The organism is Salinispora goodfellowii, assembly GCF_059570675.1.
This window is the reverse complement of sequence record NZ_JCANTD010000003.1, coordinates 148632-172025: the sequence shown is the minus strand read 5'-3', so window position 1 is coordinate 172025 and position 23394 is coordinate 148632. Positions and strand designations below refer to the sequence as shown.

The following is a 23394-nucleotide window of genomic DNA, read 5'->3' as shown; positions in this document are numbered from 1 at the left end:
TGCGCTCATCGGCTGGGCCGTCAACCGAAGTCCGCTGCCCGGATCCCTGGTGGCCGCGAGCTGGGCTGTGGTCGTCAGGAGGGGGACGCTGGTTCGCGGAGTTCGGCGAAGTGGCAGGCCGACGGGTGCGGGTCGGCGGCGCGCGGCACGGTGTCCGGGTCCTGGGTGGCGCAGATGTCCTGCGCCTTCCAGCACCGGGTGCGGAACCGGCAGCCGCTCGGCGGGTTCGCCGGGCTCGGTACGTCGCCGATCAGGCGGATCATGTTCTGGTTGTCCCGCTGTTCCGGGTCGGGCACCGGCACCGCCGACAGCAGCGCCTGGGTGTACGGGTGGGTGGCCCGCTGGTAGATCTCCTCCTCGGTGCCGAGCTCGACGATCCGGCCCAGGTACATCACCGCGACCCGGTCGCAGATGTGCCGCACCACCGACAGGTCGTGGGCGATGAAGATGTACGAGAGGCCGAGCTCGTCCTGCAGCTGTTCGAGCAGGTTGATCACCTGCGCCTGGATCGAGACGTCCAGCGCGGAGACCGGCTCGTCACAGACGATCACCTCGGGGCGTAGCGCGAGCGCGCGGGCGATGCCGATGCGCTGCCGCTGGCCGCCGGAGAACTGGTGCGGGTACCGGTTGATGTGCTCAGGGCTGAGCCCGACCATGTCCAGCAGTTCCTGGACTCGCCGCTGTCGGCTGCCCTTGGGCGCCGCCTCCGGGTGGATCTCGAAGGGTTCCCCGATGATGTCGCCGACGGTCATCCGCGGGTTCAGCGAGGTGTATGGGTCCTGGAGGACCATCTGCATGTTGCGGCGGAGCCGGCGCAGCTCCCCGCCCCGGGCGGCGAAGAGGTCCCGCCCCTCCAGCGTCGCCGCTCCGGAGGTCGGCAGCTCCAGCCGCATCAGCAGCCGGGCCAGGGTGGATTTGCCGCAGCCGGATTCGCCGACGATGCCGAGGGTTTCCCCGCGGCGCAGGTCGAAGCTGACCCCGTCCACGGCGCGGACCGCGCCGATCTGGCGCTGGAAGACGACGCCCCGGGTGATCGGGAAGTGTTTGACCAGGTTTTCGACGGCCAGGATCGGCTCGCCGCGTACCTTCTTCGGCGGGCTAGCGGGCGCGGTCATCGCGGACCTCCTGCGCGAAGTGGCACGCGCTGGTCCGGCCGTCGCCGAGGACCAGGTCGTGCGGTACGACGTCCACGCAGACCTGCTGGACGTACGGGCATCGGGGGTGGAAGGGGCAGCCGGAGGGGATCCGCATCAGGTTCGGCGGGAGCCCCCGGATGGTCGACAGCTGCTGGCCCTGGAAGTCCAGCCGCGGGATCGATTTCAACAACCCCTTGGTGTACGGGTGGGCGGGTGCCTTGTACAACGACCGGACGTCGGCGTGTTCGACGATCCGCCCGGCGTACATGACGGCGATCCGGTCGGCGACGCCGGCTACCACGCCGAGGTCGTGGGTGATCAGGATCATCGCCATGCGGAGGTCTCGGCGCAGGTCGGACAGGAGGTCCATGATCTGGGCCTGCACGGTCACGTCCAGCGCGGTGGTGGGCTCGTCGGCGATGAGGACCTTCGGGTTCAGCGCCAACGCCATGGCGATCATGACGCGTTGCCGCATGCCGCCGGAGAACTGGTGCGGGTAGTCGCCGAGCCGGTTGGCCGCGGCCGGAATCTTGACCAGCTCCATCAGCTCGATCGCCCGGCGGCGGGCGTCGCCGCGGGACATTCCGGCCCGTTGGCGCAGCGTCTCGCCGATCTGCCAGCCGACCGGGAAGGTCGGGTTCAGCGCGGAGAGGGCGTCCTGGAAGATCATGGCGATCTCGGTGCCGCGTACCTGCCGGCGTTGCTCCTCGGACTGGGTGAGCAGGTCGCGGCCCTGGTAGCGGATCTGCCCGGAGCGGATCACCGCGGGCGGGGTGTCCAGGATGCCCATGATCGCCTGGGCGGTGACCGACTTGCCGGAGCCGGACTCGCCGAGCACGGCAAGGGTCTCCCCGGCATCCAGGTGGTACGAGACACCGTTGATCACCTTCGCCACACCCTCTCCGGTGCGGAACTCGACGTGCAGGTCCCGTACCTCGAGCAGGTGGCCGCCCTCCGGAGTGGGGGAGGCAGGCGTGGGTTGGACGGCGGACTGGGACACAGTGCCTGCCTTTCGCTCGCTGCCACGGGTGGGCCGGTTCCCGCGCATGGGGCTCACCGGAGTTTCGGGTCGAAGGCGTCTCGGATCGCGTCGCCGAGCATGATGAACGCCAGCACGGTCAGCGCGAGGAAGGTCGACGGGACGATCAGCGGGGTGGCCGACTCCCGCATGTGCACCCGGCCGTTGTTGATGTCGATGCCCCAGGAGACCGTGGGTTCCTTGAGCCCGATGCCGAGGAAGGAGAGCGTCGCCTCGGCCGCGATGAACGATCCGAGCGCGATGGTCAGCACCACGATGGCGGGGGCGAGCGTGTTGGGCAGGATGTGTCGCCACATGATCCGGCTGTTGCTCGCGCCGAGCATCCGGGCGGCGGAGACGTAGTCCTGCTCCTTCGCGGTGATCACCGAAGAGCGGACCACCCGGGCCGTCGTCGTCCAGCCGAGCACCGCCAGGACGAAGATGACGGCCGCGATCCGGATCGTCGCGCTGTCGCTGGCGACTCGCTTGAGCAGCACGATCGCGGCGAGCAGCAGCGGGATACCGAGCACGATGTCGATCACCCGGGAGAGGACGGCGTCGACCCACCGGCCGAAGTATCCGGCGAGCATGCCGATGGTGAGCGCGATCAGCCCGGTGAGCAGCGCCGAGAGGGCGCCGACCAGGAGTGAGGCGCGGGCGCCGTAGACCGCCCGGGCGTAGGTGTTGCAGCCCTGGAAGTCGTACCCGAAGATCGCTCCGCCGGAGGGGCCGGCGTGCTGCCGGGAGAGGAGGCAGTCGGCCGGATCGGCGGCGGTGAACAGCGCGGGCACGGCGGCCATCGCGGTGACCACCAGGACCAGGGCGGAGCTGATCCAGAAGATCGGCTTTCGCCGTAGGTCCCGCCAGGCGTCGCCGGCGAGGCTGCGGGGTCGGCCGGGGGTGACGGAGGTGCCGCCGACCTGGTTCGGGGCGTTCGGCTCGCCGGAGGGACCGCGCCGGGCATTCGGGTCCTCCGACCCGGCCACCGTCTGGAAATCACTCATAACGGATCCTCGGGTCGAGTACGGCGTAGAGCACGTCCACCACCAGGTTGGCGACGAGGTAGACCACGACCAGCACGCTGACGATCCCCACCACCAACGGGCCGTCCTCGGTGCGGATGGCGCGGAAGAGGTTGAAACCGACCCCGGGGATGTTGAACACCCCTTCGGTGATGATCGCGCCGCCCATCAGGTTGCCCAACTCGACGCCGAGGAAGGTGACCACCGGGATGAGCGAGTTGCGCAGCACGTGGATGCCGACGATCCGGCGCTTGACCAGGCCCTTCGACCGGGCGGTGCGGACGTAGTCGGCGCGCAGGTTCTCGGCCACCGAGGTCCGGGTCAGCCGCAGCGCGGTGGCCAGGGAGAGGGAGCCGAGGACGATCCCGGGCAGCAGGAGCGCGTAGAAGTCGGGGTCGGCGCCGGCGGTGGGCGGGAAGAGCTGCCACCGCACGCCGAGGAGGTACTGCGCGATGGGTGCCAGCACGATGGTCGGCACGGCGAGTACGACCAGGGTCAGCAGCAGCGTCGAGTTGTCGAAGATGCTGGCCCGGCGAATTCCGGCGAGCACACCGGCGGTGACTCCGACGAGTACGGTGACCGTCATCGCGATCAGGGCCAGCTTGATCGTCACCGGCCAGGCGGCGGCGAGGATGTCGCTGATCTGTCGCCCGGTGAGGGATTCGCCGAGGTCGCCCTGGAGCAGGTTCCGGATGTAGTCGAAGTAGCGGTAGAAGAAGCCGTCGATACCGGTCCGGTCCAGGTGGAACTTGTCCGTCAGGTATGCGCGTTGGGCGTCGGTGACCGGGCGTTCGCCGGCGAGTGCCTGGATGGGGTCACCCTGACCGGCGAACATCAGCGCGTAGACGATCAGCGTGGTCCCGAAGAAGGCGAGGACCATCTGGAGCAGTCGTCGCAGAATAAAGCGGACCATACTAGGCAGTCTCTCTGAAAAAGGGCGAAGGGGAGGCGTGGTCGGGTCACCAGCTACCCGGTGACCCGACCACGCCGCTCGTTACGGAACTACTGGACTGCCTCGATCTTCAGCAGGTCGACCCGGTTGAAGAGGTCCAACTCCACGTTCGTGACGTTGCTCGAGTGCCCGAAGACGTTCTGGCCGTAGCGCAGCGGGATCACCGGCATCTCCTCGGCCAGCAGGTCTTCGGCCTGCTGGTACTTCGCGATCGCCTCCTCCTCGGAGGCCGCCGCCGAACCCTCTGCGACCAGCTTGTCGAACTCGGGGTTGCTGTAGCCGTAGAAGTTCGACGAGCCGTTGCTGCTGTACAGCGGGCCCAGGTAGTTCTCCATGGACGGGTAGTCCATGACCCAACCCATCCGGAACAGGCCGACCGGCTGCTCCGCCTTGACCTTCGTCAGCAGGTCGGAGAACTTCGGCTCGGCGCTGCCGACGCACTCCACACCCAGGTTCGCCCGGAGCTGGTTGCAGGTGGCGTCGACCCAGTCCTTGTGGCCACCGTCGCCGTTGTACGAGATCTCGATCTGGCTCGGGCCGCCCGCGCTCTCGTAGAGCGCCTTGGCCTTGGCCGGGTCGAAGGTGCCGGCGTCGCCGATGGTGTTGTCGCGGTAGCCCGCGACAACCGGCGAGACGAACGAGCGGGCCGGCGTCTGCGAGTCCTTGAAGACCGCCTTCGTGATCTCCTCCCGGTCGATCGCCATCGAGATGGCCTTACGCACGTCCGGGTCGCTGAACTCTTCCTGGTAGGTCGGGAAGGAGAGGAACTGGAAGGACGACCCGGGGCTGGTCTGGAACCGCTCCCCCAGGTCCGTGGGGGCGGTCGACAGGTTCTCGGTCGGGATCACCTTGATCACGTCGAGGTTGTCCGAGAGGACATCCGCGTACGCGGCGGCGGGCTGCTGGTAGATCCGGAACTCGACGCCCGCCACCTTTGGCTGCTCGCCGGGGAAGGCGTCGTAGCGCTCGACCTCGACCCGGGCGTCGTGCTGCCAGGTGCCCTTCATCTGGAACGGGCCCTGCCCGATCGGCGCCTGCTCGTAGCCTTCGTCGAGCACGCCCGGCTCCGAGAATGCGGCCTTCGGCAACGGGTAGAAAGCGTTGTACCCGAGCATGGTCCGGAAACCGGAGTACGGCGCGGACAGGGTGACGGTGAACGTCAGGTCGTCAACCTTCTCCAGGCCGGACAGCGTCTGCGCCGCCGGGTCCTCGCCCTGCAGGTCGTCGTAACCGGCGATCTTCTCGAAGAAGTAGCTCGAGCCCTGGCCGTTCGGGGCGTAGGCGCCGTAGTTCCAGGCGTCGATGTAGTTGTCGGCGGTGACCGGCTCGCCGTTGTGGAAGGTGTAGCCGTCCTTGAGTGCGATCGTCCAGGTGATGTTGTCCTCGGACGTCACCGACTCGGCTGCCACCTCGTACGCCTGGTGGGCGTCGTCGTAGTCGACCAGCGGGCTGAACAGGGCAGCGAGCACCTGCGAGCCACTGGTCTCGTTGGTGTTGGTCGGAACCAGGTGCTGCGGCTCGGCGATCTCGATCCGCACGGCCGCGTTGGGGTCGGTCCCGCCGGAACCACCGCTGCCGGAGCCGCAGGCCGTCAGGCCCAGGGTCACCGCGAGCGGGAGGGCCGTCCAGGCGGCGAGTCTACGAACGCGCATGAAGCCTCCTCATCCTCACGCTGCACAGGGCCCGACGTTGGGTAACGCTGCGCAACGACCGGCAACGGTAGGCCGCCGGTCAGCGATCGACAACGGAAGGGTTGCGAAGCCGTAACGGAGGGTGGGGTTTGGCCTTGTCTCAGGCGCCCCTCCATGCTAGGGATCCGTGGCTGAACTGCACTTTTAGCCCACCCAATCGGTGGATCGGGCGGGGGTGTCGACCCGCAACGGCGACGCCGAACCCGCCGTCGCCGACCCGTCCGGCGTGCCCCCGCCCGCAGTTGGTCGTCCGGGTTTGGGTCATTCTGGGCTACTCAGAGTGACTTATTGCACGGGACGGGCGGCCTCGGGTGTCCCCGGTCACCACAGCGCCGGCCGTCGGCTGCCCGGGTCGTCAGCTCCGCACGGTGGTCGGCGTGAGACGATCTGGAGGTGACGGCGACGCTTCTGGATGGCAAGGCGACCGCAGCCCGAATCAAGGACGAGCTGCGGGTGCGCGTGAAGGCTCTGGCGGAACGAGGTGTCACTCCCGGTCTCGGCACCGTCCTGGTCGGCGGCGATCCCGGCTCCCAGGCGTACGTCAACGGCAAGCACCGGGACTGCGCCGAGGTCGGCGTCGCCTCGCTTCGTCGGGAGCTCCCGGCCGACGCCACGCAGGAGCAGGTGGACGCCGTGCTGGCGGATCTGAACGCCGACCCGGCCTGTCACGGCTACATCGTGCAGTTGCCGCTCCCCGGCCACCTCGACACCCAGCGGGTGCTGGAGCTGATCGACCCGGACAAGGACGCCGACGGTCTGCACCCGGTCAACCTGGGCCGGCTGGTGCTCGGCTACCCGGGGCCGCTGCCCTGCACCCCACGCGGGATCGTCGAGCTGCTCCGCCGGCACGACGTGGCGCTGCGAGGTGCCCGGGTGGTCGTGGTCGGTCGGGGTAACACGGTCGGCCGCCCGCTCGGGCTGCTGCTCACCCGGCGCAGCGAGAACGCGACCGTCACCCTCTGCCACACCGGCACCCTCGACCTCACCGCGCACACCCGGGCCGCGGACATCGTGATCGTCGCGGCCGGGGTGCCGGGGCTCCTCACCGCGGACATGATCACGCCGGGTGCGGTGGTGGTGGATGTCGGGATCACCCGGGTGATCGGCCCCGACGGTAAGGGCCGCTACACCGGCGACGTGGATCCCGGCGTCACCGAGGTGGCCGGGGCCCTGGTCCCGATGCCCGGCGGAGTGGGGCCGATGACCCGCGCGATGCTGCTGACCAACGTTGTGGAGCGGGCCGAACGCGGCTGAAGCTCCGCAGCGGCACCGAAGCGCACGCATCGGGGAGGTAACCGTCCGCCCCTGACCGGATCGGTGCCAGGATGGCTGATACGGTCCGGAAAAACCGACTGGTATCAGGGAGTGGGACGTCAATGGGTAAGAAGGTCACTGTCGTCGGGGCCGGCTTCTACGGCTCCACCACCGCGCAGCGTCTGGCCGAGTACGACGTCTTCGACACCGTCGTGATCACCGACATCGTGGAGGGGAAGCCGGCGGGTCTCGCCCTGGACCTCAACCAGTCGCGGGCCGTCGAGGGCTTCGAGACCAAGCTGGTTGGCGTGACCACCGGCCCCAACGGCGAGGGCTACGAGGCCATCGAGGGCTCGGACGTGGTCGTTGTCACCGCCGGCCTGCCGCGTAAGCCGGGCATGAGCCGGATGGACCTGTTGGAGACCAACGCCAAGATCGTCCGGCAGGTCGCCGAGAACGTCGCCAAGTACGCGCCGAACGCCGTCGTGATCGTGGTCTCCAACCCGCTCGACGAGATGACCGCGCTGGCCCAGCTCGCCACCCAGTTCCCGCACAACCGGGTGCTCGGCCAGGCGGGCATGCTGGACACCGCGCGGTTCACCAACTTCGTGGCCGAGGCGCTCGGCGTACCGGTGGCGTCGGTGCGGACGCTGACGCTGGGCTCGCACGGGGACACCATGGTCCCGGTGCCGTCGAAGAGCAGCGTGGCCGGCAAGCCGCTGCGCGAGGCGATGCCCGCGGAGCAGATCGAGGAGCTGGTGGTCAAGACCCGCAACGGTGGCGCCGAGGTGGTGGCGCTGCTGAAGACCGGCTCGGCCTACTATGCCCCGTCGGCCGCCGCCGCCCGGATGGCGAAGGCCGTCGCCGAGGATTCCGGCGAGGTCATGCCGGTCTGCGCCTGGGTGGACGGGGAGTACGGCATCTCCGGCGTCTACCTCGGGGTGGAGGCGGAGCTCGGTGCGCAGGGAGTCCGGCGGGTCGTCGAGACCGACCTGGACGCCGAGGAGCTGGCCGCGCTGAAGGAGGCCGCCGAGGCGGTTCGCGCCAAGCAGGGCGACGTCGCCAGCATGTGAGCATCCCGACGGCGGTCCCGCGGCCACCCGGCCGCGGGCCTGCCGTCGCCCTCACCAGGGGTTCGGGCCCTGAAATGAGGCCGGCTGGGGAGACCGAGATTGTTTGCAGTACGCTCGTACTGCTTGAGCATGTGTCCCCCGAGAGGAGCGCCGGCCGATGGCGAAGATCAAGGTAAACAACCCGGTCGTAGAGCTCGACGGCGACGAGATGACCCGGATCATCTGGAAGCAGATCCGGGAGCAGTTGATTCTGCCCTACCTCGACGTCGACCTGCGGTACTACGACCTCTCGATCCAGCACCGGGACGAGACCGACGACCAGGCCACCGTTGACGCCGCCAACGCGATCAAGGAGTACGGCGTCGGCGTCAAGTGCGCCACGATCACTCCGGACGAGGCACGGGTCGAGGAGTTCGGCCTGAAGAAGATGTGGCGGTCGCCGAATGGCACCATCCGCAACATCCTCGGCGGCGTCGTCTTCCGCGAGCCGATCATCATGTCCAACGTGCCGCGGCTGGTGCCGGGCTGGACGAAGCCGATCATCATCGGTCGGCACGCCCACGGCGACCAGTACAAGGCCAGCGACTTCGTCGTCCCCGGGCCCGGCAAGGTCACCATCACCTACACCCCGACCGACGGCACCCAGCCGGTCGAGATGGAGATCGCCAACTTCCCCGGCGGCGGCGTCGCCATGGGCATGTACAACTTCGACGAGTCGATCCGGGACTTCGCCCGCGCCTCCATGCGGTACGGCCTCGACCGTGGCTACCCGGTCTACCTGTCGACCAAGAACACCATCCTCAAGGCGTACGACGGCCGGTTCAAGGACATCTTCGCCGAGGTCTACGAGGCCGAGTTCAAGGCCGAATTCGAGGCGGCCGGCATCAGCTACGAGCACCGGCTGATCGACGACATGGTCGCCGCGGCGCTCAAGTGGGAGGGCGGCTTCGTCTGGGCCTGCAAGAACTACGACGGTGACGTGCAGTCCGACACCGTGGCGCAGGGCTTCGGCTCGCTCGGCCTGATGACGTCCGTGCTGATGACCCCGGACGGCCGTACCGTCGAGGCCGAGGCCGCGCACGGCACCGTCACCCGGCACTACCGGCAGTACCAGAAGGGCGAGAAGACCTCGACCAACCCGATCGCCTCGATCTACGCCTGGACCCGGGGCCTGGCCCACCGGGGCAAGCTGGACGGCACCCCGGCGGTTGCCGAGTTCGCCAACACGCTGGAGAAGGTCATCATCGAGACCGTCGAGGGCGGTCAGATGACCAAGGACCTCGCGCTGCTCATCTCGCGGGACGCCCCGTGGCTGACCACCGACGAGTTCATGAACGCGTTGGACGAGAACCTGGCCCGCAAGCTCGCCTGATCAACCCCGACCGGCGGGGCCGCCGACTACCGACGGGTGGTCCGGCGGGGCGGGGCCGATCCGGCGGGTGGCGCGACTTTCTCCGGCGCGCCTCGTTGACCCAGATGGACGAGATGCAAGTCGCGTCCAGGAAAGTTGACCGTGGTCGCCGACGATGTGCGCCGCCCGTCAGCTTCCCGGCTGTCGCGCACAGCCAGCCGTCCCTTCCCAGCGGGGGGCCCTGTCCCGGGCCCCCCGCGCCCCGGTTTCTGCACCCGCTCCCGGGCCCTTTCCCGGGAAAACTATCCGCTCGGGTGGCGGGGCTCGACCCACCCCGTCTCGGCCAGCTGGTGCAGGACCGCCTGCACCGCCTCCTCCACCGACAGGTCGGTCGTGTCGAGCGTCAGGTCAGCGTCGGTCGGCTCCTCGTACGGGTCGTCCACTCCGGTCATCCCGGTCAGCAGACCGGCGCGGGCGCGCGCGTACAGGCCCTTACGGTCCCGTTGCTCGCAGACCTCCAGCGGGGTGGAGACGTGGATCAGCAGGAAGCCCGCCCCGGTGGCCAGGGTCATCCTTCGAGCGGCGGCCCGCGCCTGCTCGTAGGGGGCGATCGGGCAGCAGATCGCCACCCCCCGGTGCCGGGCGATCTCGGCAGCCACCCAGCTGATCCGGCGGATGTTCGTGTCCCGATCGGCCTTGCCGAAGCCGAGCCCCGCCGACAGCTCCCGGCGCACGATATCGCCGTCGAGCAGGGTGACCGTCCGTTCGCCCTGCTCCCGTAGGGCATCGGTGAGCCCACGGGCGATGGTGGACTTGCCGGAACCGGAGAGGCCGGTCAGGAAGATGACCAGTCCTCGGTAGCGGCGGGGTGGGCGGGCATGCACCAACTCCTTCGCCACCGCCGGGGGAGTGTGCCACTCCGGCAGCGGGAAGCCTCGGTCCAGCAGGTCGTCGATCTCGGCCTGGGTCAGCGCCTGCCGCCGGTTGCGCGGCGGGATGTCCTCCCGCCACCGCCACTGCCCGTCGCGGTTGTCGTAGGCCAACTCCCGTGGGACCAGCACCCGCAGCCCGGCCCCGGAGAGCGTCTCGCCGGTGGAGAGCAGATGGGTCACCCCGTACGCCGCCGAGACCCGCGCCCGGAGCAGCGCGTCGGCGATCTCCTCGCGGCGGCGGGGCAGCGGAACGGCGACCAGCGTCGCCGGCGGCATCCGGTCCCGGGCGGCGAAGACGCTGCGGACCAGGGCCTCCGGCGGCAGCTCGCCGCCGTCCGCACCGATCGGGATCAACACCAGCAGGTGGGCGCCGAGGGTACGGGTCGCGTGGGCGATCTGGGCGAGCTGCGGCCGGTGTAGCGGCCGGTCGGCGACCACCCCGAGCACCCGGCCGGGTGGTAGCAGTGAGCGAATCTCCTCCGGGGTGCGACGCAGCCGCTGGAACGGGCCGTGCCCGCCGTCACCAAGCCGGCGAACCGGACCGCCGACGCCCGTCACCCCGTCGCGGACCGGCCAGGTGTCGGCGACCTCCAGCGCGGCCATCGGGGCCCGCTCGCCGTCGGTCAGCACCAACGTACGGTGGGCCGGATCGCGGGCGTCGAGCCGCTCGACGAGGGCCGTGGGCACCTGGAGCGTTACCGGCACCGACCAGGGAACACCGTCGGCGAGCCGGCCCCGCCGGCTCACCGAGACCAGGTCGGCGCGGGTCATGAAGCCGGTCAGCGGGGTGTACGCCCCGGTGAGGAGTAGCTCCAGGTCGGCCAGTTCACCCGGGCGGGGCGAGTACGCGGGCGCGTCCCGCAGCACCTCGTCGGGCGGCACCCAACCGTTACTCATGAACCCCCCAAATCACTGTTCGGCACTAGTTTCTCAGCCGACCGGGGGATCGGTCGAGTGCCACTCCAGGAGACGGGGTGCGGCCGGGTTCAGGCAGTGGCCAAGGGAGCCGCGCCGAACGACACCGCGAACCGTTTGCACCAGATTGACACGCTGGTCAGCTTGTCCAGGTCCACCTCGGCCGGGATGTCGTACGCCTGGTCGCCGCGGTTGCCCTTGAGCCGGTCCAACTCGACCCAGTGGCCGTCGTCGAACACCTGCCATCCGGCCTCGCCGTTCCGGACCGGCTGGTCGGTCAACCAGACCCGCAGGTCAGGGCCGTTGGAGGTGGCCAGGCCGACCAGTTCCAGCCGCAGCTTGCCGCCGGCGGTGCGGATGATCCGGGCGGTGCCGCTGGTGTCGTGTTTGTGGGTGATGAACTCGCCGCTGCGCACGACTACCGGGCCGGCGTCCGAGACGGAGCCCCCATCCGGAGTGGGGCCTTCGCCGGGCGCGGAGTCGGCCGGAGATGATGACGGCGCATCGGTGGCCACGACCGACAGTTCCTCGTTCACCTCGGTGTCGGTGACCAGTTTCCACGGCTGGAACCAGTAGAGACCGAAGGCGGTGCCGGCGGCGAGAACGGTGACCGCGACCCAGGTGAGCGGGGCGCGCAACAGTCTTGAAGCCATCCGTCCAGTCTGCCGGCCGGGGCCGGTGGGTGAAATTACCGGAGCCTTACGACTGTCGCCCCCTACGGGAATGATCAGGGGCGCGTCGGGTGTCGGCAGCGGGCGGCACCTGCCTAGGCTGGGAGCGTGGCACTCATTGCGACCGAGTCGCTGACCAAAACCTACCGGGGTGGGGTCACCGCGCTGGCTGATCTGACCGTCGTGGTCGAGCCCGGCATCGTCGGTCTTGTCGGCGCGAACGGCGCCGGCAAGTCCACCCTGATCAAGATTCTGCTCGGCCTGCTCCCGCCGACCAACGGGCAGGTTCGGGTCCTCGGGCTGGATCCGACCACCCAGCCCGACCAGGTCCGGGCGCGGGTCGGCTACATGCCCGAGCACGAGGCCCTGCCACCCGACCTCACCGCCGCCGAGCTGGTCACCCACCTCGGCCGGGTCAGCGGCCTGCCGCGGACGGTGGCCCGGGAGCGGGCCAGCGAGGCGCTGCGACACGTCGGGCTCTACGAGGAGCGCTACCGCCCGGTCGGCGGCTACTCGACCGGCATGAAGCAGCGGGTGAAGCTCGCGCAGGCCCTGGTGCACGATCCGGACCTGCTGCTGCTCGACGAGCCCACCAACGGGCTCGATCCGGCCGGGCGGGACGCGATGCTCGCCCTGATCCACCGGATCGGCACCGAGTTCGGGATCTCGGTGCTGGTCTGCTCGCACCTGCTCGGCGAGGTCGAGCGGATCTGCGACACACTGGTCGCCATCGACGGCGGCCGGCTGCTGCGGGCCGACCGGATCGACGCCATGACCTCGGCTATCGACGTGCTCGCGGTGGAGGTCAGCGAGGGCACCGAGGAGCTGGCCGCCCGCCTGGCCGCACTGCGGCTGCCGGTCCGCCGGGACGGTCGCCTGCTCCTCGTCGAGCTGGCCGATGACGACACCTATGATCAGATCCTCGGCGCGGTCGCCGAGCTGGACCTGCCGCTGCATCGGTTGGACCAGCGTCGCCACCGGGTGGCCGAGTTGTTCGCCACGAGGGAGCCCAGCCATGTCTGAGTCGACCGGAGTCATTCACGACATCGGCTACCAGCGCTACTCGGGCCCCCGCCTCGGCCGTGGTCCGGTGTTCGCCGCGCTCTACCTGCACGGGCTGCGCACGATCTTCGGCTTCGGCCGCAGCGCCAAGGCGAAGATCTTTCCCTGGCTGGTGGTGGGCATCGTGATCGTGGTCGCCGCCGTGGTCGCCGCCGTCCGGAGCCAGATCGGTCAGGTGGTGATCACGTATGCGCAGTTCGCCGACACGATGAGCTGGCTGATCATCTTCTTCGCCGCGGTCGCCGCCCCCGAACTGGTCAGTCGCGACCTGCGCAGCGGAGTGCTGCCGCTGTACTTCTCCCGGCCGCTGGCCCGGTCGGACTATCCGTTGGCCAAGCTCCTCGCCCTGGTCACCGCGCTCTGGTTGCTGCTCGGCGGCCCGCAGCTGGTGATGTTCCTCGGCGCCGCCTTCACCCTGGGGGAGGGGCCGCGGGGGGTCTGGAACGAGCTGCTCGACCTGCTGCCGGGTCTGCTCTACGCCGGCCTCTGGGCAGCGGTCTTCGGCGCGATCGGCCTGTTGGTCGCCGCGCTCACCGGCAAGCGGGCGTTCGCCGCCGGCGGGATCGTCGCGGTCTTCCTGATGACCACACCGGTCGTCGGCATCCTCGCCATCCTGCCCGCGCAGACAGTTAACGAGCTGGCCTTCCTCGCCTCCCCCATGACCATGGTCAACGGCGTGGGCACCTGGGCGCTCGGTGACCTGCTCTTCGAGGACGGGGGTGGGCTGCCCATCGGTGGGTTCGGCCCGCTCTACGCCCTCGCGGCCGTGCTGCTCGTGGCCGGCTGTGTCGTCCTCCTGTTGGCCCGCTACCGGAAGGTGGCCACCCGATGAGCGTGACCAGTGTGGAGCCGAGGTCGACGTCGGCCGCCACGGGCAGCCGACTGGATCTGGCGGGGGTCTCCCGCTGGTACGGCAACGTGGTCGCCGTCAACGACGTCAGCATGAGCCTGGGGCCGGGGGTCACCGGCCTGCTCGGCCCCAACGGTGCCGGCAAGACGACGCTGCTGCACATGATGGCCGGCTTTCTCGCGCCGTCCCGTGGCGCGGTGACCCTGGACGGGGCGCCCACCTGGCGTAACCCCGAGGTCTACCGGCGACTGGGCCTGGTCAGCGAACGGGAGGCCGTGCACACCTTCCTCACCGCGTACGAGTTCGTGCTGGCCAGCGCACGGCTGCACCGGCTGCCGGACCCGGCGGAGGCCGCTCGCCGGGCGATCGCCCTGGTCGAGCTGGAGGGGGCGCAGTCCCGCCGGATCGGCACGTACTCCAAGGGCATGCGACAGCGGGCGCGGGTGGCGGCGGCGCTGGTCCACGACCCGCAGGTGCTGCTGCTCGACGAGCCGTTCAACGGGATGGACCCGCGACAGCGGCTGCACATGATGGACCTGCTGCACCGCCTCGGCGGCGCCGGGCGCACCATCCTGTTCAGCTCGCACATCCTGGAGGAGGTCGAGCAGCTCTCCGGCACGGTGCAGGTGATGGTCGCCGGCCGGCTCGCCGCCTCCGGCGACTTCCGGACGATCCGCCGGCTGATGACCAACCGACCCCACGTCTTCGCGGTCCGGTCCACCGACGATCGGGCGCTCGCGGTGGCGCTGATGGCGGAACCGTCGGTGACCGGCGTGGAGCTGGGCCAGGCCGGGCTGACCGTCCGGGTGAGCGACTACGGCGCGTTCACCCGGGTGCTGCCCAAGGTCGCCCCGGCCCGGGGGATCCGGGTGCGGCAGCTGGTGCCCGAGGACGAGTCCCTGGAGAGCGTGTTCTCCTACCTGGTGGAGGCCTGACCATGTCGACTGTTTCCTGGATCACCGCCCGGGGGCTCTTGGGGCGGCGTCGTTTCCTGCTGCTGTTCCCGCTACCGGTGCTGCTGGTCCTGCTCGCGGTGCTCTCCCGCTCGCTGGGGGTGGATCCCGGCGAGTGGGGGCCGCCGGTGCTGGTCGGTCTCGGGTTGGCCGTGGTGCTGCCGGTGATCGCGTTGATCGTCGGGACCGGCGTGCTCGGCGCGGAGATCGATGACGGCACCGTGGTGCACGTCCTCACCAAGCCGTTGCCGCGCTGGCAGATCGTGCTGCCGAAGCTGGCGGTGGCGGCCGGGGTCACCGCGGTCACCGTCGCCGTGCCGCTCTATGTGGCCGGTGTGCTCGCCAGCTCCGTCCGGGTCGGTCTGGCACTCGCCGCCGCCGCCTCCATCGGTGCGCTGGCCTACTGCGCGCTCTTCCTCGCGCTCAGCCTGGTCACGCGGCGCCCGGTGCTACTCGGGCTGGTTTACGTGCTGATCTGGGAGGGGCTGCTCGGCAACTTCGTCAGCGGCACGAAGGTGCTCTCCATCCAGCAGTACGTGATCGCGCTCGCCGACCGGTTCGCCCCGACCGAGCTGCTTGCCACCGATGTCTCGGTGCCGGTCGCGGCGGTGATGAGCACGCTCATCGCGGTTGGTTTCACCGCCCTGGCAGTCGATCGACTCCGGTCGTTCAGCGTGGCCGGCGAAACCAGCTGAGGCAGGTCAACGGCCTACCAGTGGATCGCCGGCGGGTTTACTCCGGACAGTGCGGGGTCAGGGTGAATCGTCCAAAGGCTGGCAGCCGCAGGCGATGTGGTGCTGCGCGCCGATTCGCTCGCCGCTGAGCCAGCCGCGTTGGCCGACCTCGATGCCGAGGGCCAGCCGCCCCGCGACTCCGAGCGTCCGGGTCAGCTGGTCGAGGTGCCGGCGTAGCGTGCGTTCGCTGATGTGGAGCTCCCGCGCGGCGGCGGCGTCATCCTTACCGGAGGCCTTAGACCTCAGGATGGCGATCTGAAGCAACGTTGGGCTGACATCTGTCTTCGACATGGTTCCGGCCCTTCCCCCGTGGCGCGGCCCTTGGTTGCCCAGAGGCAGCCCAAGGGGTCGAACCATCATCGAGGCCCTTACCCTGCCTGTCAACAGGTCTGGCCGGTGACCGGATCCGGTCAAATGGGTGGAGCAGGCCTTGATCGGTCAGCCAGCCCATAGCTAGTCTCCGATACTGCTGGCCAGCGGTTGGCGGCAAGCGCGCACCTCGGTGCGGCGGGGGCTATCGAGGCGGGGGCGCATCGGTGTGGGCTTTGATCGAGTCGCAGCTCAAGCGGCGCCCTGGCCGGGCGTTGGCCCTGTTGGCCGGAATCGCGGTGGCCGTCTCCAGCTTCACTGTCCTTACCGCGGCCTCGGAGGCATCGCGGCTGGAGGTCGTCGGTACGGTAGGGGCGAATTCTCGGTCGGCCTATGACGTCCTGGTGCGCCCTCCGCAGTCCCGCCACGAGCTGGAAGGTGCCAAGGGTCTGGTGCGGCCCAACTTCCTCTCTGATCACTTCGGCGGCATCACGCTCGACCAGGTGACGCAGATTCGGTCCGTGTCGGGAGTCGATGTCGCGGCGCCGATCGCGATGGTGGGCTTCGGCAGCCGAGGTGGTGGGGCTCCGGTGGAGCTCGGTAGCTCCGTGCCAAGTGATCGCCGGTCGTTGTTTCGCATCAGGTCGACCCGGCTTGTCGACGGCGGGCTGACCCGGATCGAGTTGCCGAATCGCTACTCCTACTTCACTCCGAACGAGATCCAGATTGACCTGGAGAAGACCCCCCACGACCCGTACCAGGAGATCGCGAACGGTCAGCAGGTGCCGGTGTGTCGCGAGGTTGCCGACGCCCCGCCTGAGCCCACCGGAGATTCGGATCCGGTCCTGGATTGCTACTCCCTGAGCCGGTCTTGGAGTGGTGCCGTCACCGACCCGGGAACGGCAACCATTCCCTGGCCCGCTCCCTACCTCATCGCGGCGGTGGACCCGGCGGCTGAGGCGGAACTGATCGGGTTGGACCGGAGCGTGGTCTCCGGGAGCTACCTTCCCCAGACCTGGGCTGAGGAGTCGGTCGACCCAACCCTTCGCGTGGTGCCGGTCCTGCACAGTGCCGAGCCGACGACCGACGCCACACTTGAGGTGGTCGTCGAGGCCCTGCCCGCCGAGGCCGCCGAGCGAAGCGTGGGAAGCGTTGGCAGCGATTTCGCCCGCTCGCTGGAGACGGTGGCCGGCGAACAGGTCTGGTCCGGCAGCGTGACGGCTGAGGACGCCTACCAGCGGGTGAGTCAACAGTTCAGCGGGGGTCAGGGGCATCGCTCACTGGACACCTACTGGCGGCCCGGCCCGGTTGACCAGGAGCCGGTTGGTGACACCCTCGTCCCGCAGCCCACCACGGTTCCACCAGCTCAGTGGGGAGAAGAACGCCCCGTCGTGCAGATTGCCCCCGAGACAGCGGACACCCCGTTCCGGGAGGTGTCGATCCACGGAAATTTGCCGGACACCCAATCGTGCCCCGATGAGCCCGACCCTGACTGCGATCCCACCTATCGGGTGCAGCTGCAGTCGGTCGGGGCCTTCGACCGGGCGGCGCTGAACGAGTTCTCCGAGCTCGCCGCCGAGTCGGTCGCCGCGTTCACCCCAGCCCGACTGAGCTGCGCCGACCAGCGCTCCTGCGACCTGCTCAACGGCGCTGACCTGCGGCCGAACGCATCACCCGTCGGCTACCTGCAACAGCCGCCGACGCTGCTCACCACGCTCGACGCGCTGCCCGCCTTCAACAACGGCTACTACCGCAAGGACGCCTCGGCCAGCGCGCCGATCTCCGCGGTGCGAGTGCGGGTCGATGGGGTGGCGGGTTTCGACGACGCGTCCCGGGAACGGGTCCGGCTGGTCGCCGAGGAGATCAACGAGCGGACCGGGCTCGAGGTGGACATCATGCTGGGGGCGTCGCGGTCACCCCAGGCCATCAGCCTGCCCGAAGGCGAGCTGGGCCGTCCGGCACTCAGCCTGACCGAACTGTGGACCAAGAAGGGCGTCGCCGCCGTCATCACCGAGGCCGTCGACCGCAAGAGTCTCCTGTTGTTCGTGCTGGTGCTGGTCGTCTGCGCCCTCTTCATCGGCAACGCCTCGGCGGCCGCGGTGCGGACCCGTCGCACCGAGCTTGGAATCCTGGCCTGTGTGGGCTGGTCTCGGCGGGCCCGGTTCGCCCTGGTGCTCGGCGAGCTGATGCTGTTGGCGGTGATCGCGGGCCTCGTCGGTGCCGGGGTCGCCTGGTCGACGGCTGGTGCCCTGGGGCTGACGTTGAGCTGGCAGCGCTGCCTGTTGGCGATCCCCGCGGCGATTGTGATCTCCGCCGGTGCGGGCCTGATCCCGGCCTGGTCCGCCTCCCGGGTGGTGCCCATGGCCGCCGTCCGGCCCGCGGTCGCGACGGGGCGCCGGGCCTCCCTCCGGTTCCGAGTCGTCGGTCTGGGGCTGGCCAACCTGTGGCGTCGCAGCTCCCGGAGTCTGCTCGGTGGGGCGGCACTGGCGCTGGGTACCAGCGCCCTGACGCTGCTCGTGGCGATCACCACCCAGTTCGAGGGGAGGCTGGTCGGCAGCCTGCTCGGAGACGTGGTCTCCGTCCAGGTGCGCGAGGCCGACTACGCGGCGGTCATCGCGATGTTGGTCCTGGCGGTGATCTGCGTGGCGGATGTGCTCTATCTCAACGTACGCGAGCGGGCGGCGGAGTTCGCGACGCTACGCGCCACCGGGTGGACCGAGGCGAGTATCGCCGCCCTCATCGTGGTGGAGGGGGTCGCCATCGGCCTGCTCGGATCTCTGGTCGGAGCCGGCGTGGGCGTGGCGGCAGCGCTGGGGCTCAGCGGGTCCGCTGACTCGCTGAACGCGCTGCTGGTCCTGGGGGGAGTGACCGCGGTGGCCGGAGCGGCGGTCGCCGCCCTCGCCCTCGTCGCGCCGATTACCGCCCAGCGCCGGCAGAACACCGTTCGCCTGCTCGCCGAGGACGATTGAGGGATGACGACAGTGTCAGCTGAAACCGAGGCCAGCCCCGGGACGTCGGACGACGACGTGATGGTGCGCGTGACCGACCTGACCAAGGTGTACGAAACCGGTGCCGCGCATCCGATCAGTGCGTGCGATCGGATCAGCCTGGCCGTTGAGCGTGGGAAGCTCGTGGCGGTGACGGGGCCGTCTGGCTCGGGCAAGTCCACCCTCCTGCATCTCATCGGGGCGCTGGACAGCGCCGACAGCGGCACGATCATGGTGGACGGTCGTGAGGTGACGTCGCTGCGGGGTCGGGAGCTGGCTGTCTACCGACGCACCATCGGTTTCGTCTTCCAACGTTTCCACCTGCTGCCGACCCTCACCGCCCTGGACAACGTCATGGCACCGGTGCTCCCGCTGAAGGTCGCCTTCGACAAGAAGGAACGTGCCCGCGAACTCCTGGCTGAGGTCGGGCTCGCCGGGCGCGAGGATGCGCTGCCGTCGAAGCTTTCCGGGGGGCAGCAGCAGCGCGTGGCGATCGCCCGTGCGCTGATTCAGCGACCGAGCCTACTGCTGGCGGACGAGCCGACCGGAAACCTCGACTCGCAGACCGGGGCCCAGATCATCGATCTGCTGTTCAACCTCCGCACCACGGCGAAGACCACAATCATGATCGCGACGCACGACGAGGGGCTGGCGGACCGCTCGGATCAGATCGTTCAAGTCCGGGACGGCAAGGTGGTCAGCGCCGTCGGGCCCGGTGTCGCCTGACTGACCTACTTCTCTCGCTCAGCTCAGGGAGTCCAGCCACTGGCGGTGCAGTGCGGCGTACCGCCCGTCGCTGTGGACCAACTGCCCCGGTGGACCGTCCTCGACGATCCGCCCCGACTCCAGCACCACCACCCGGTCGGCGATCTCGACGGTGGAGAGTCGGTGCGCGATCACCAGCGCCGTACGGTCCCGCAGAATGGTGGCCAGGGCCCGCTGGACCGCGCGTTCGGTCGGGACGTCGAGGGACGAGGTCGCCTCGTCGAGGATCAGCACCGCCGGGTCGGCCAGGAACACCCGAGCGAACGCGACGAGCTGCCGCTGACCGGCCGAGAGCCGGCTGCCGCGGCGGTGAACCTGGGTGGCGTACCCGTCGGGCAGCGCGGTGATGAACTCGTCGGCGCCGATCGCCTTCGCCGCCGCCGCCACCGCGGCGTCGTCTGCGGTCGGCCGGCCGAAGCGGATGTTCTCCGCGACCGTACCGCCGAAGAGGTGGGTTTCCTGCGTGACCAGGACGAGCGCCTGTCGTAGGTCGGCGTCGGCGAGGTCCCGCAGGTCCACGCCACCCACCGAGACGCTGCCCGTGTCCGGGTCGTGGAAACGGGCGAGCAGCTTGGCGATGGTCGACTTGCCGGCGCCGGTCGGCCCGATCAGCGCGACGGTCTGTCCGGCCGGGACGTCCAGATCCAGCCCGCGCAGGATCGGGGACTGCGGGTAGTACCCGAAGGAGACCGAGTGGAAGGTCACCGCGCCGCGCCCGGCCTCGGCGGCCGGCAGCGGCACCGGGCGGGCCGGCTCCGGCACCTCCGGCCGCTCGTCCAGCACCCCGGCGAGCTTCTCCAGCGCCGCGGTGGCCGACTGCAGCGAGTTGTAGAACTGGCTCAGCTCCTGCATCGGCTCAAAGAACCGACGCAGGTAGAGCAGGAAGGCGGCGAGCACCCCGACCTCGGCCTGACCGTTGAGGACGCGCCACCCGCCGTAGCAGAGCACCGCCGCGATGGTGACGTTGCCGATCAGCTTGACCCCGGGCGAGTAAGTCGCGATCAGCTGAAACGCGTGCAGGCTGGCCCGCCGGTAGTCGTCGTTGACCCGGGTGAAGATCCGTTGGTTGCGCGGCTCGCGGCGGAACGCCTGCACCGCCCGGATCCCCCGCAGCGACTCGACGGTGTGCACGATAAGCAGGGCAACGGTGTCCCGGGTCCACCGATACGCCACGGCCGAGGTGCGGGCGAACCAGCGGGACAGCCAGAACAGGAACGGGAACGCCAGCAGCGTCACGGCGGCCAGCGGAAGGTCCAGCCAGAGCAGGATCGCGGCCACCGACAGGATCGACAGGGCGGCGAGGACCAGGCTGTCGATGCCACCGCCGACCAACTCGCCGATGGAGTCCAGGTCGCTGGTGAGTCGAGAGACCACCCGCCCGGAGGTGTACCGCTCGTGAAAGGTCACCGACAGGCGCAGGAAGTGCCCGTACACCCGCCGTCGGAGGTCGAGGAGCACAGCCTGACCGATCTGGGCGGAGCGGACGAGGAAGCCGCGGCGGGCGGCGTACTCGGCGACCGTGGCGACGACGAACGCGGCCGCGATATACGTCAACGGCCCGGTGTCACCGGCCCGCAGCGGCGGAATGGCCCGGTCGATGCCGAGCATCACCAGATACGGTCCGGCCATGCCCGCCATGTTCTGGATGAGCAGCAGCGCGACGGCGACGGCGAGCTGACGGCGGTGCGGGTGGAGCAGGTTGCGCAGCAGAGCCCGGCTGCGGCCGCGCAGCCGGGCCACCGCCGCCGGGTCCGTGTCCTCGGCCCGGCTGCGGTCGGCGTCCGGGTCGACCGCGATGCCGCGCCAGTTCTCCTGGGCCGGACGCGCTCGCGGCCCGGGGACGGCCGACGGCGGGTCAGCGCCCGGATCGTCGCCGTCGGTCACGAGCGCACCAGACCGTTGGGGGCCGGATCGCCCGCCGGTGGCCCTGGCTCGGCCGAGAGCAGGGCACGGTACGCGGGCACGGTGGCGAGCAGGTCGGCGTGCCGGCCCAGCGCGGTGATCCGGCCGGCTTCCAGCAGGGCGACCCGGTCGGCGAGCGCGATCGTGGCCGGTCGGTGCACCACGACCAGCGTGGTCGTGTCGGGTAGGGCCCGGCGCAGCGCCGTTTCGACCAGCGCCTCGGTGTGCACGTCAAGGGCGGAGAGGGGGTCGTCGAGCAGGAGCAGGGCGGGGCGGCTGAGTACCGTCCGGGCGAGCGCGAGTCGTTGCCGCTGCCCACCGGAGAGGGACAGGCCCTGCTCGCCGACCCGGGTCGCCAACCCCCACGGCAGGTCGTAGGCGAAGGTGGCCTGCGCCAGCGCGAGCGCGGCGCGGACCTCCTCGTCACCGGCGTCGGGCCGGCCCAGGGTCACGTTCTCCCACACCGACATGGAGAAGAGCGTCGGCTCCTCAAAGGCCACCCCGACCAGCCGGCGTAGCGTCGCCAACCGCAGGTGCCGAACGTCGTACCCGTCGATGGTGATGTGGCCGCCGGTCACATCGTGCAGCCGGGGCACCAGCGACAGCAGGGTGCTCTTGCCAGAGCCGGTCGCGCCGACCAGCGCCACCGTCTCGCCCGGCTCGAGGGTGAGGTCAACGTCGCGCAGCACGGGTTCGTGGGCACCCGGGTACCGGAACGAGACACCCGAGAACCGCAACCGACCGAGGATCTGGGCGCGGGGTGGGGTGGCGGCGTCGGGAGCGTCCAGGATCGCGGGCGGGGTGTCCAACACCTCCTGGATTCGGTCGGCAGCGGTCGCGGCCTCCTGCCCGCCCGCGATGATCCACCCCAGGCCCTGTACCGGCCAGATCAGCAGGAGCTGGAGGCTGACGAAGGCCACCAGCTCGCCGATGGTGAGCGTGCCGGCCGCGGCGGCGCCCGCGCCGGCGACGAGGACGACGCCCAGGGTCAGGTTTGGTACCAGGTCAAGCCGGGCGGAGGTGTCGGCGAGCAGCCGTCCCTTGCCGACCGCGGTGTCGTGTAGCGCGCGGGAGCTGACGGCGAATCGGGCGGCCAGCTCCGGCCCGCGCCCGTACGCTTTCGCCGTGCGCAGCCCCTGCGCGGTCTCCTCGACCAACGTGGCCAGGTCGCCCTGCTGGTCCTGCATCCGCCGGGAGGCGGCGTGGTACGCCCGCGCGAACCGCCGCGCGAGGAGGAAGAGCGGGATGGCGCTGACCGCCACGGCCAGGCCCAGCACGGGGTGCAGCCGGATCAGCAGCGCCACCACCACGGTGTACGTGACCAGATTCAGGGTGAGGAAGAGCAGGCCGAAGGAGAGGAACCGACGGATCGCCGAAAGGTCGGTGGTGATCCGGGAGAGGAGCTGACCGGACTGCCACCGGTCGTGGAAGCTGGCCGGCAACCGTTGCAGGTGGGCGTAGATGTCGGCCCGGATGGCCGTCTCGATCCCCAGCGAGGATGAGGACTGCACCCAGCGGCGGATGAAGATCAGTACTGCTTCGGCGAGCCCGAAGAGCAGCGCCAGGCCGGCGAGGCGGAACAGCCCGGCCGGATCCTGCCGGGCGACCGGGCCGTCCACCACCCGCTGGGCCACCAGCGGTACGGCGATCCCCGCCGCCACGGCGGCCAGGCCGGCGAGGAAGAGCCAGGCGAACTCCGGTGCGTATGGGCGTAGGTAGTGCCGCAGCCGCCAGAGGCTGTCGAGCGGATGTCGGCCCGTGGTGGGGCCCGGATAACCGTCAACCTCCGCGGGCACTTCCTGACGTTACGTCTTTTA

19 protein-coding genes are annotated in these 23394 nt (G+C 70.0%); 9 read left to right on the top strand and 10 right to left on the bottom strand.

Annotated elements, in window-relative coordinates; genetic code table 11:
- Nucleotides 1–74 precede the first annotated feature (74 nt).
- The 5 genes from T398_RS05565 to T398_RS05545 form a co-directional block, all read right to left on the bottom strand.
- The gene (locus T398_RS05565; RefSeq protein ID WP_496445222.1) at nt 75–1115 is read right to left on the bottom strand and encodes an ABC transporter ATP-binding protein; all 1041 of its coding nucleotides are present in this window, start codon (nt 1113–1115) and stop codon (nt 75–77) included.
- Nucleotides 1099–2184 (bottom strand): ABC transporter ATP-binding protein, encoded by a 1086-nt coding sequence (locus T398_RS05560; RefSeq protein WP_496445220.1) that lies wholly within the window; start codon nt 2182–2184, stop codon nt 1099–1101. The genes T398_RS05565 and T398_RS05560 overlap by 17 nt, the downstream gene beginning before the upstream one ends.
- Before the next feature lie 5 nt (nt 2185–2189).
- A complete protein-coding gene (locus T398_RS05555; protein ID WP_496445218.1) occupies nt 2190–3158 on the bottom strand; it encodes an ABC transporter permease in 969 nt (322 codons plus the stop codon).
- Nucleotides 3151–4089, bottom strand: coding sequence for an ABC transporter permease (locus T398_RS05550; protein ID WP_496445216.1), 939 nt, complete (start codon nt 4087–4089; stop codon nt 3151–3153). Before T398_RS05550 ends, T398_RS05555 begins: the two co-directional genes overlap by 8 nt.
- Nucleotides 4090–4178: 89 nt before the next feature.
- Nucleotides 4179–5780: a peptide ABC transporter substrate-binding protein gene (locus tag T398_RS05545; RefSeq protein ID WP_496445214.1), complete on the bottom strand. Its 1602-nt coding sequence runs from the start codon at nt 5778–5780 to the stop codon at nt 4179–4181.
- Between the two features lie 432 nt (nt 5781–6212).
- On the opposite strand from T398_RS05545, the gene T398_RS05540 reads away from it, so the two are divergent.
- The 3 genes from T398_RS05540 (at nt 6213) to T398_RS05530 (ending at nt 9518) form a co-directional block, all read left to right on the top strand.
- On the top strand, nt 6213–7073 hold the full coding sequence (locus T398_RS05540) for a bifunctional methylenetetrahydrofolate dehydrogenase/methenyltetrahydrofolate cyclohydrolase (protein WP_496445212.1): 861 nt from the start codon (nt 6213–6215) through the stop codon (nt 7071–7073).
- A gap of 122 nt (nt 7074–7195) precedes the next feature.
- The gene (locus T398_RS05535; protein WP_496445210.1) at nt 7196–8146 is read left to right on the top strand and encodes a malate dehydrogenase; all 951 of its coding nucleotides are present in this window, start codon (nt 7196–7198) and stop codon (nt 8144–8146) included.
- A gap of 157 nt (nt 8147–8303) precedes the next feature.
- Nucleotides 8304–9518: an NADP-dependent isocitrate dehydrogenase gene (locus tag T398_RS05530; protein ID WP_496445208.1), complete on the top strand. Its 1215-nt coding sequence runs from the start codon at nt 8304–8306 to the stop codon at nt 9516–9518.
- Between the two features lie 281 nt (nt 9519–9799).
- Here the strand turns inward: T398_RS05530 and cysC are convergent, their stop codons facing one another.
- Nucleotides 9800–11326 carry an adenylyl-sulfate kinase gene (cysC, locus tag T398_RS05525; protein ID WP_496445206.1) on the bottom strand — a complete coding sequence of 509 codons (1527 nt, stop codon included), beginning with the start codon at nt 11324–11326 and terminating at the stop codon, nt 9800–9802.
- Between the two features lie 89 nt (nt 11327–11415).
- Nucleotides 11416–11997 (bottom strand): DM13 domain-containing protein, encoded by a 582-nt coding sequence (locus tag T398_RS05520; protein WP_496445204.1) that lies wholly within the window; start codon nt 11995–11997, stop codon nt 11416–11418.
- Nucleotides 11998–12123: 126 nt separating this feature from the next.
- On the opposite strand from T398_RS05520, the gene T398_RS05515 reads away from it, so the two are divergent.
- The 4 genes from T398_RS05515 to T398_RS05500 are packed head-to-tail and all read left to right on the top strand — an operon-like array spanning nt 12124 to nt 15575.
- Nucleotides 12124–13038 (top strand): ABC transporter ATP-binding protein, encoded by a 915-nt coding sequence (locus tag T398_RS05515; protein WP_496445202.1) that lies wholly within the window; start codon nt 12124–12126, stop codon nt 13036–13038.
- Nucleotides 13031–13909, top strand: coding sequence for an ABC transporter permease (locus T398_RS05510; protein WP_496445200.1), 879 nt, complete (start codon nt 13031–13033; stop codon nt 13907–13909). The genes T398_RS05515 and T398_RS05510 overlap by 8 nt, the downstream gene beginning before the upstream one ends.
- Nucleotides 13906–14862: an ABC transporter ATP-binding protein gene (locus T398_RS05505; protein ID WP_496445198.1), complete on the top strand. Its 957-nt coding sequence runs from the start codon at nt 13906–13908 to the stop codon at nt 14860–14862. The genes T398_RS05510 and T398_RS05505 overlap by 4 nt, the downstream gene beginning before the upstream one ends.
- A 2-nt stretch (nt 14863–14864) precedes the next feature.
- Nucleotides 14865–15575, top strand: a complete 711-nt coding sequence (locus tag T398_RS05500) for an ABC transporter permease (protein WP_496445196.1) — start codon at nt 14865–14867, stop codon at nt 15573–15575.
- Nucleotides 15576–15632: 57 nt separating this feature from the next.
- On the opposite strand, the gene T398_RS05495 is transcribed toward T398_RS05500, so the two are convergent.
- Entirely contained in the window at nt 15633–15905 is a 273-nt protein-coding gene (locus tag T398_RS05495) for a LuxR C-terminal-related transcriptional regulator (RefSeq protein WP_027644402.1), read from the bottom strand.
- A 293-nt stretch (nt 15906–16198) separates the two neighbouring features.
- Here T398_RS05495 and T398_RS05490 point away from each other — a divergent pair, with 293 nt between their 5' ends.
- Both T398_RS05490 and T398_RS05485 read left to right on the top strand, forming a co-directional pair.
- A complete protein-coding gene (locus tag T398_RS05490; RefSeq protein WP_496445454.1) occupies nt 16199–18892 on the top strand; it encodes an ABC transporter permease in 2694 nt (897 codons plus the stop codon).
- Nucleotides 18893–18895: 3 nt separating this feature from the next.
- Nucleotides 18896–19636 carry an ABC transporter ATP-binding protein gene (locus T398_RS05485; RefSeq protein ID WP_033664555.1) on the top strand — a complete coding sequence of 247 codons (741 nt, stop codon included), beginning with the start codon at nt 18896–18898 and terminating at the stop codon, nt 19634–19636.
- Nucleotides 19637–19654: 18 nt separating this feature from the next.
- On the opposite strand, the gene T398_RS05480 is transcribed toward T398_RS05485, so the two are convergent.
- Both T398_RS05480 and T398_RS05475 read right to left on the bottom strand, forming a co-directional pair.
- Complete coding sequence (locus tag T398_RS05480) at nt 19655–21559, bottom strand: ABC transporter ATP-binding protein (RefSeq protein WP_496445193.1); 1905 nt, start codon at nt 21557–21559, stop codon at nt 19655–19657.
- Entirely contained in the window at nt 21556–23373 is a 1818-nt protein-coding gene (locus T398_RS05475) for an ABC transporter ATP-binding protein (RefSeq protein WP_496445191.1), read from the bottom strand. Before T398_RS05475 ends, T398_RS05480 begins: the two co-directional genes overlap by 4 nt.
- Between the last annotated feature and the right edge of the window lie 21 nt (nt 23374–23394).

What these genes read in the sequence shown, in the direction of transcription:
- T398_RS05565 (WP_496445222.1), bottom strand. Translation starts at nt 1,115, where the DNA reads ATGACCGCGCCCGCTAGCCCGCCGAAGAAGGTACGCGGCGAGCCGATC.
- T398_RS05560 (WP_496445220.1), bottom strand. Translation starts at nt 2,184, where the DNA reads ATGCGCGGGAACCGGCCCACCCGTGGCAGCGAGCGAAAGGCAGGCACT.
- T398_RS05555 (WP_496445218.1), bottom strand. Translation starts at nt 3,158, where the DNA reads ATGAGTGATTTCCAGACGGTGGCCGGGTCGGAGGACCCGAATGCCCGG.
- T398_RS05550 (WP_496445216.1), bottom strand. Translation starts at nt 4,089, where the DNA reads ATGGTCCGCTTTATTCTGCGACGACTGCTCCAGATGGTCCTCGCCTTC.
- T398_RS05545 (WP_496445214.1), bottom strand. Translation starts at nt 5,780, where the DNA reads ATGCGCGTTCGTAGACTCGCCGCCTGGACGGCCCTCCCGCTCGCGGTG.
- T398_RS05535 (WP_496445210.1), top strand. Translation starts at nt 7,196, where the DNA reads ATGGGTAAGAAGGTCACTGTCGTCGGGGCCGGCTTCTACGGCTCCACC.
- T398_RS05530 (WP_496445208.1), top strand. Translation starts at nt 8,304, where the DNA reads ATGGCGAAGATCAAGGTAAACAACCCGGTCGTAGAGCTCGACGGCGAC.
- cysC (WP_496445206.1), bottom strand. Translation starts at nt 11,326, where the DNA reads ATGAGTAACGGTTGGGTGCCGCCCGACGAGGTGCTGCGGGACGCGCCC.
- T398_RS05520 (WP_496445204.1), bottom strand. Translation starts at nt 11,997, where the DNA reads ATGGCTTCAAGACTGTTGCGCGCCCCGCTCACCTGGGTCGCGGTCACC.
- T398_RS05510 (WP_496445200.1), top strand. Translation starts at nt 13,031, where the DNA reads ATGTCTGAGTCGACCGGAGTCATTCACGACATCGGCTACCAGCGCTAC.
- T398_RS05505 (WP_496445198.1), top strand. Translation starts at nt 13,906, where the DNA reads ATGAGCGTGACCAGTGTGGAGCCGAGGTCGACGTCGGCCGCCACGGGC.
- T398_RS05500 (WP_496445196.1), top strand. Translation starts at nt 14,865, where the DNA reads ATGTCGACTGTTTCCTGGATCACCGCCCGGGGGCTCTTGGGGCGGCGT.
- T398_RS05495 (WP_027644402.1), bottom strand. Translation starts at nt 15,905, where the DNA reads ATGTCGAAGACAGATGTCAGCCCAACGTTGCTTCAGATCGCCATCCTG.
- T398_RS05485 (WP_033664555.1), top strand. Translation starts at nt 18,896, where the DNA reads ATGACGACAGTGTCAGCTGAAACCGAGGCCAGCCCCGGGACGTCGGAC.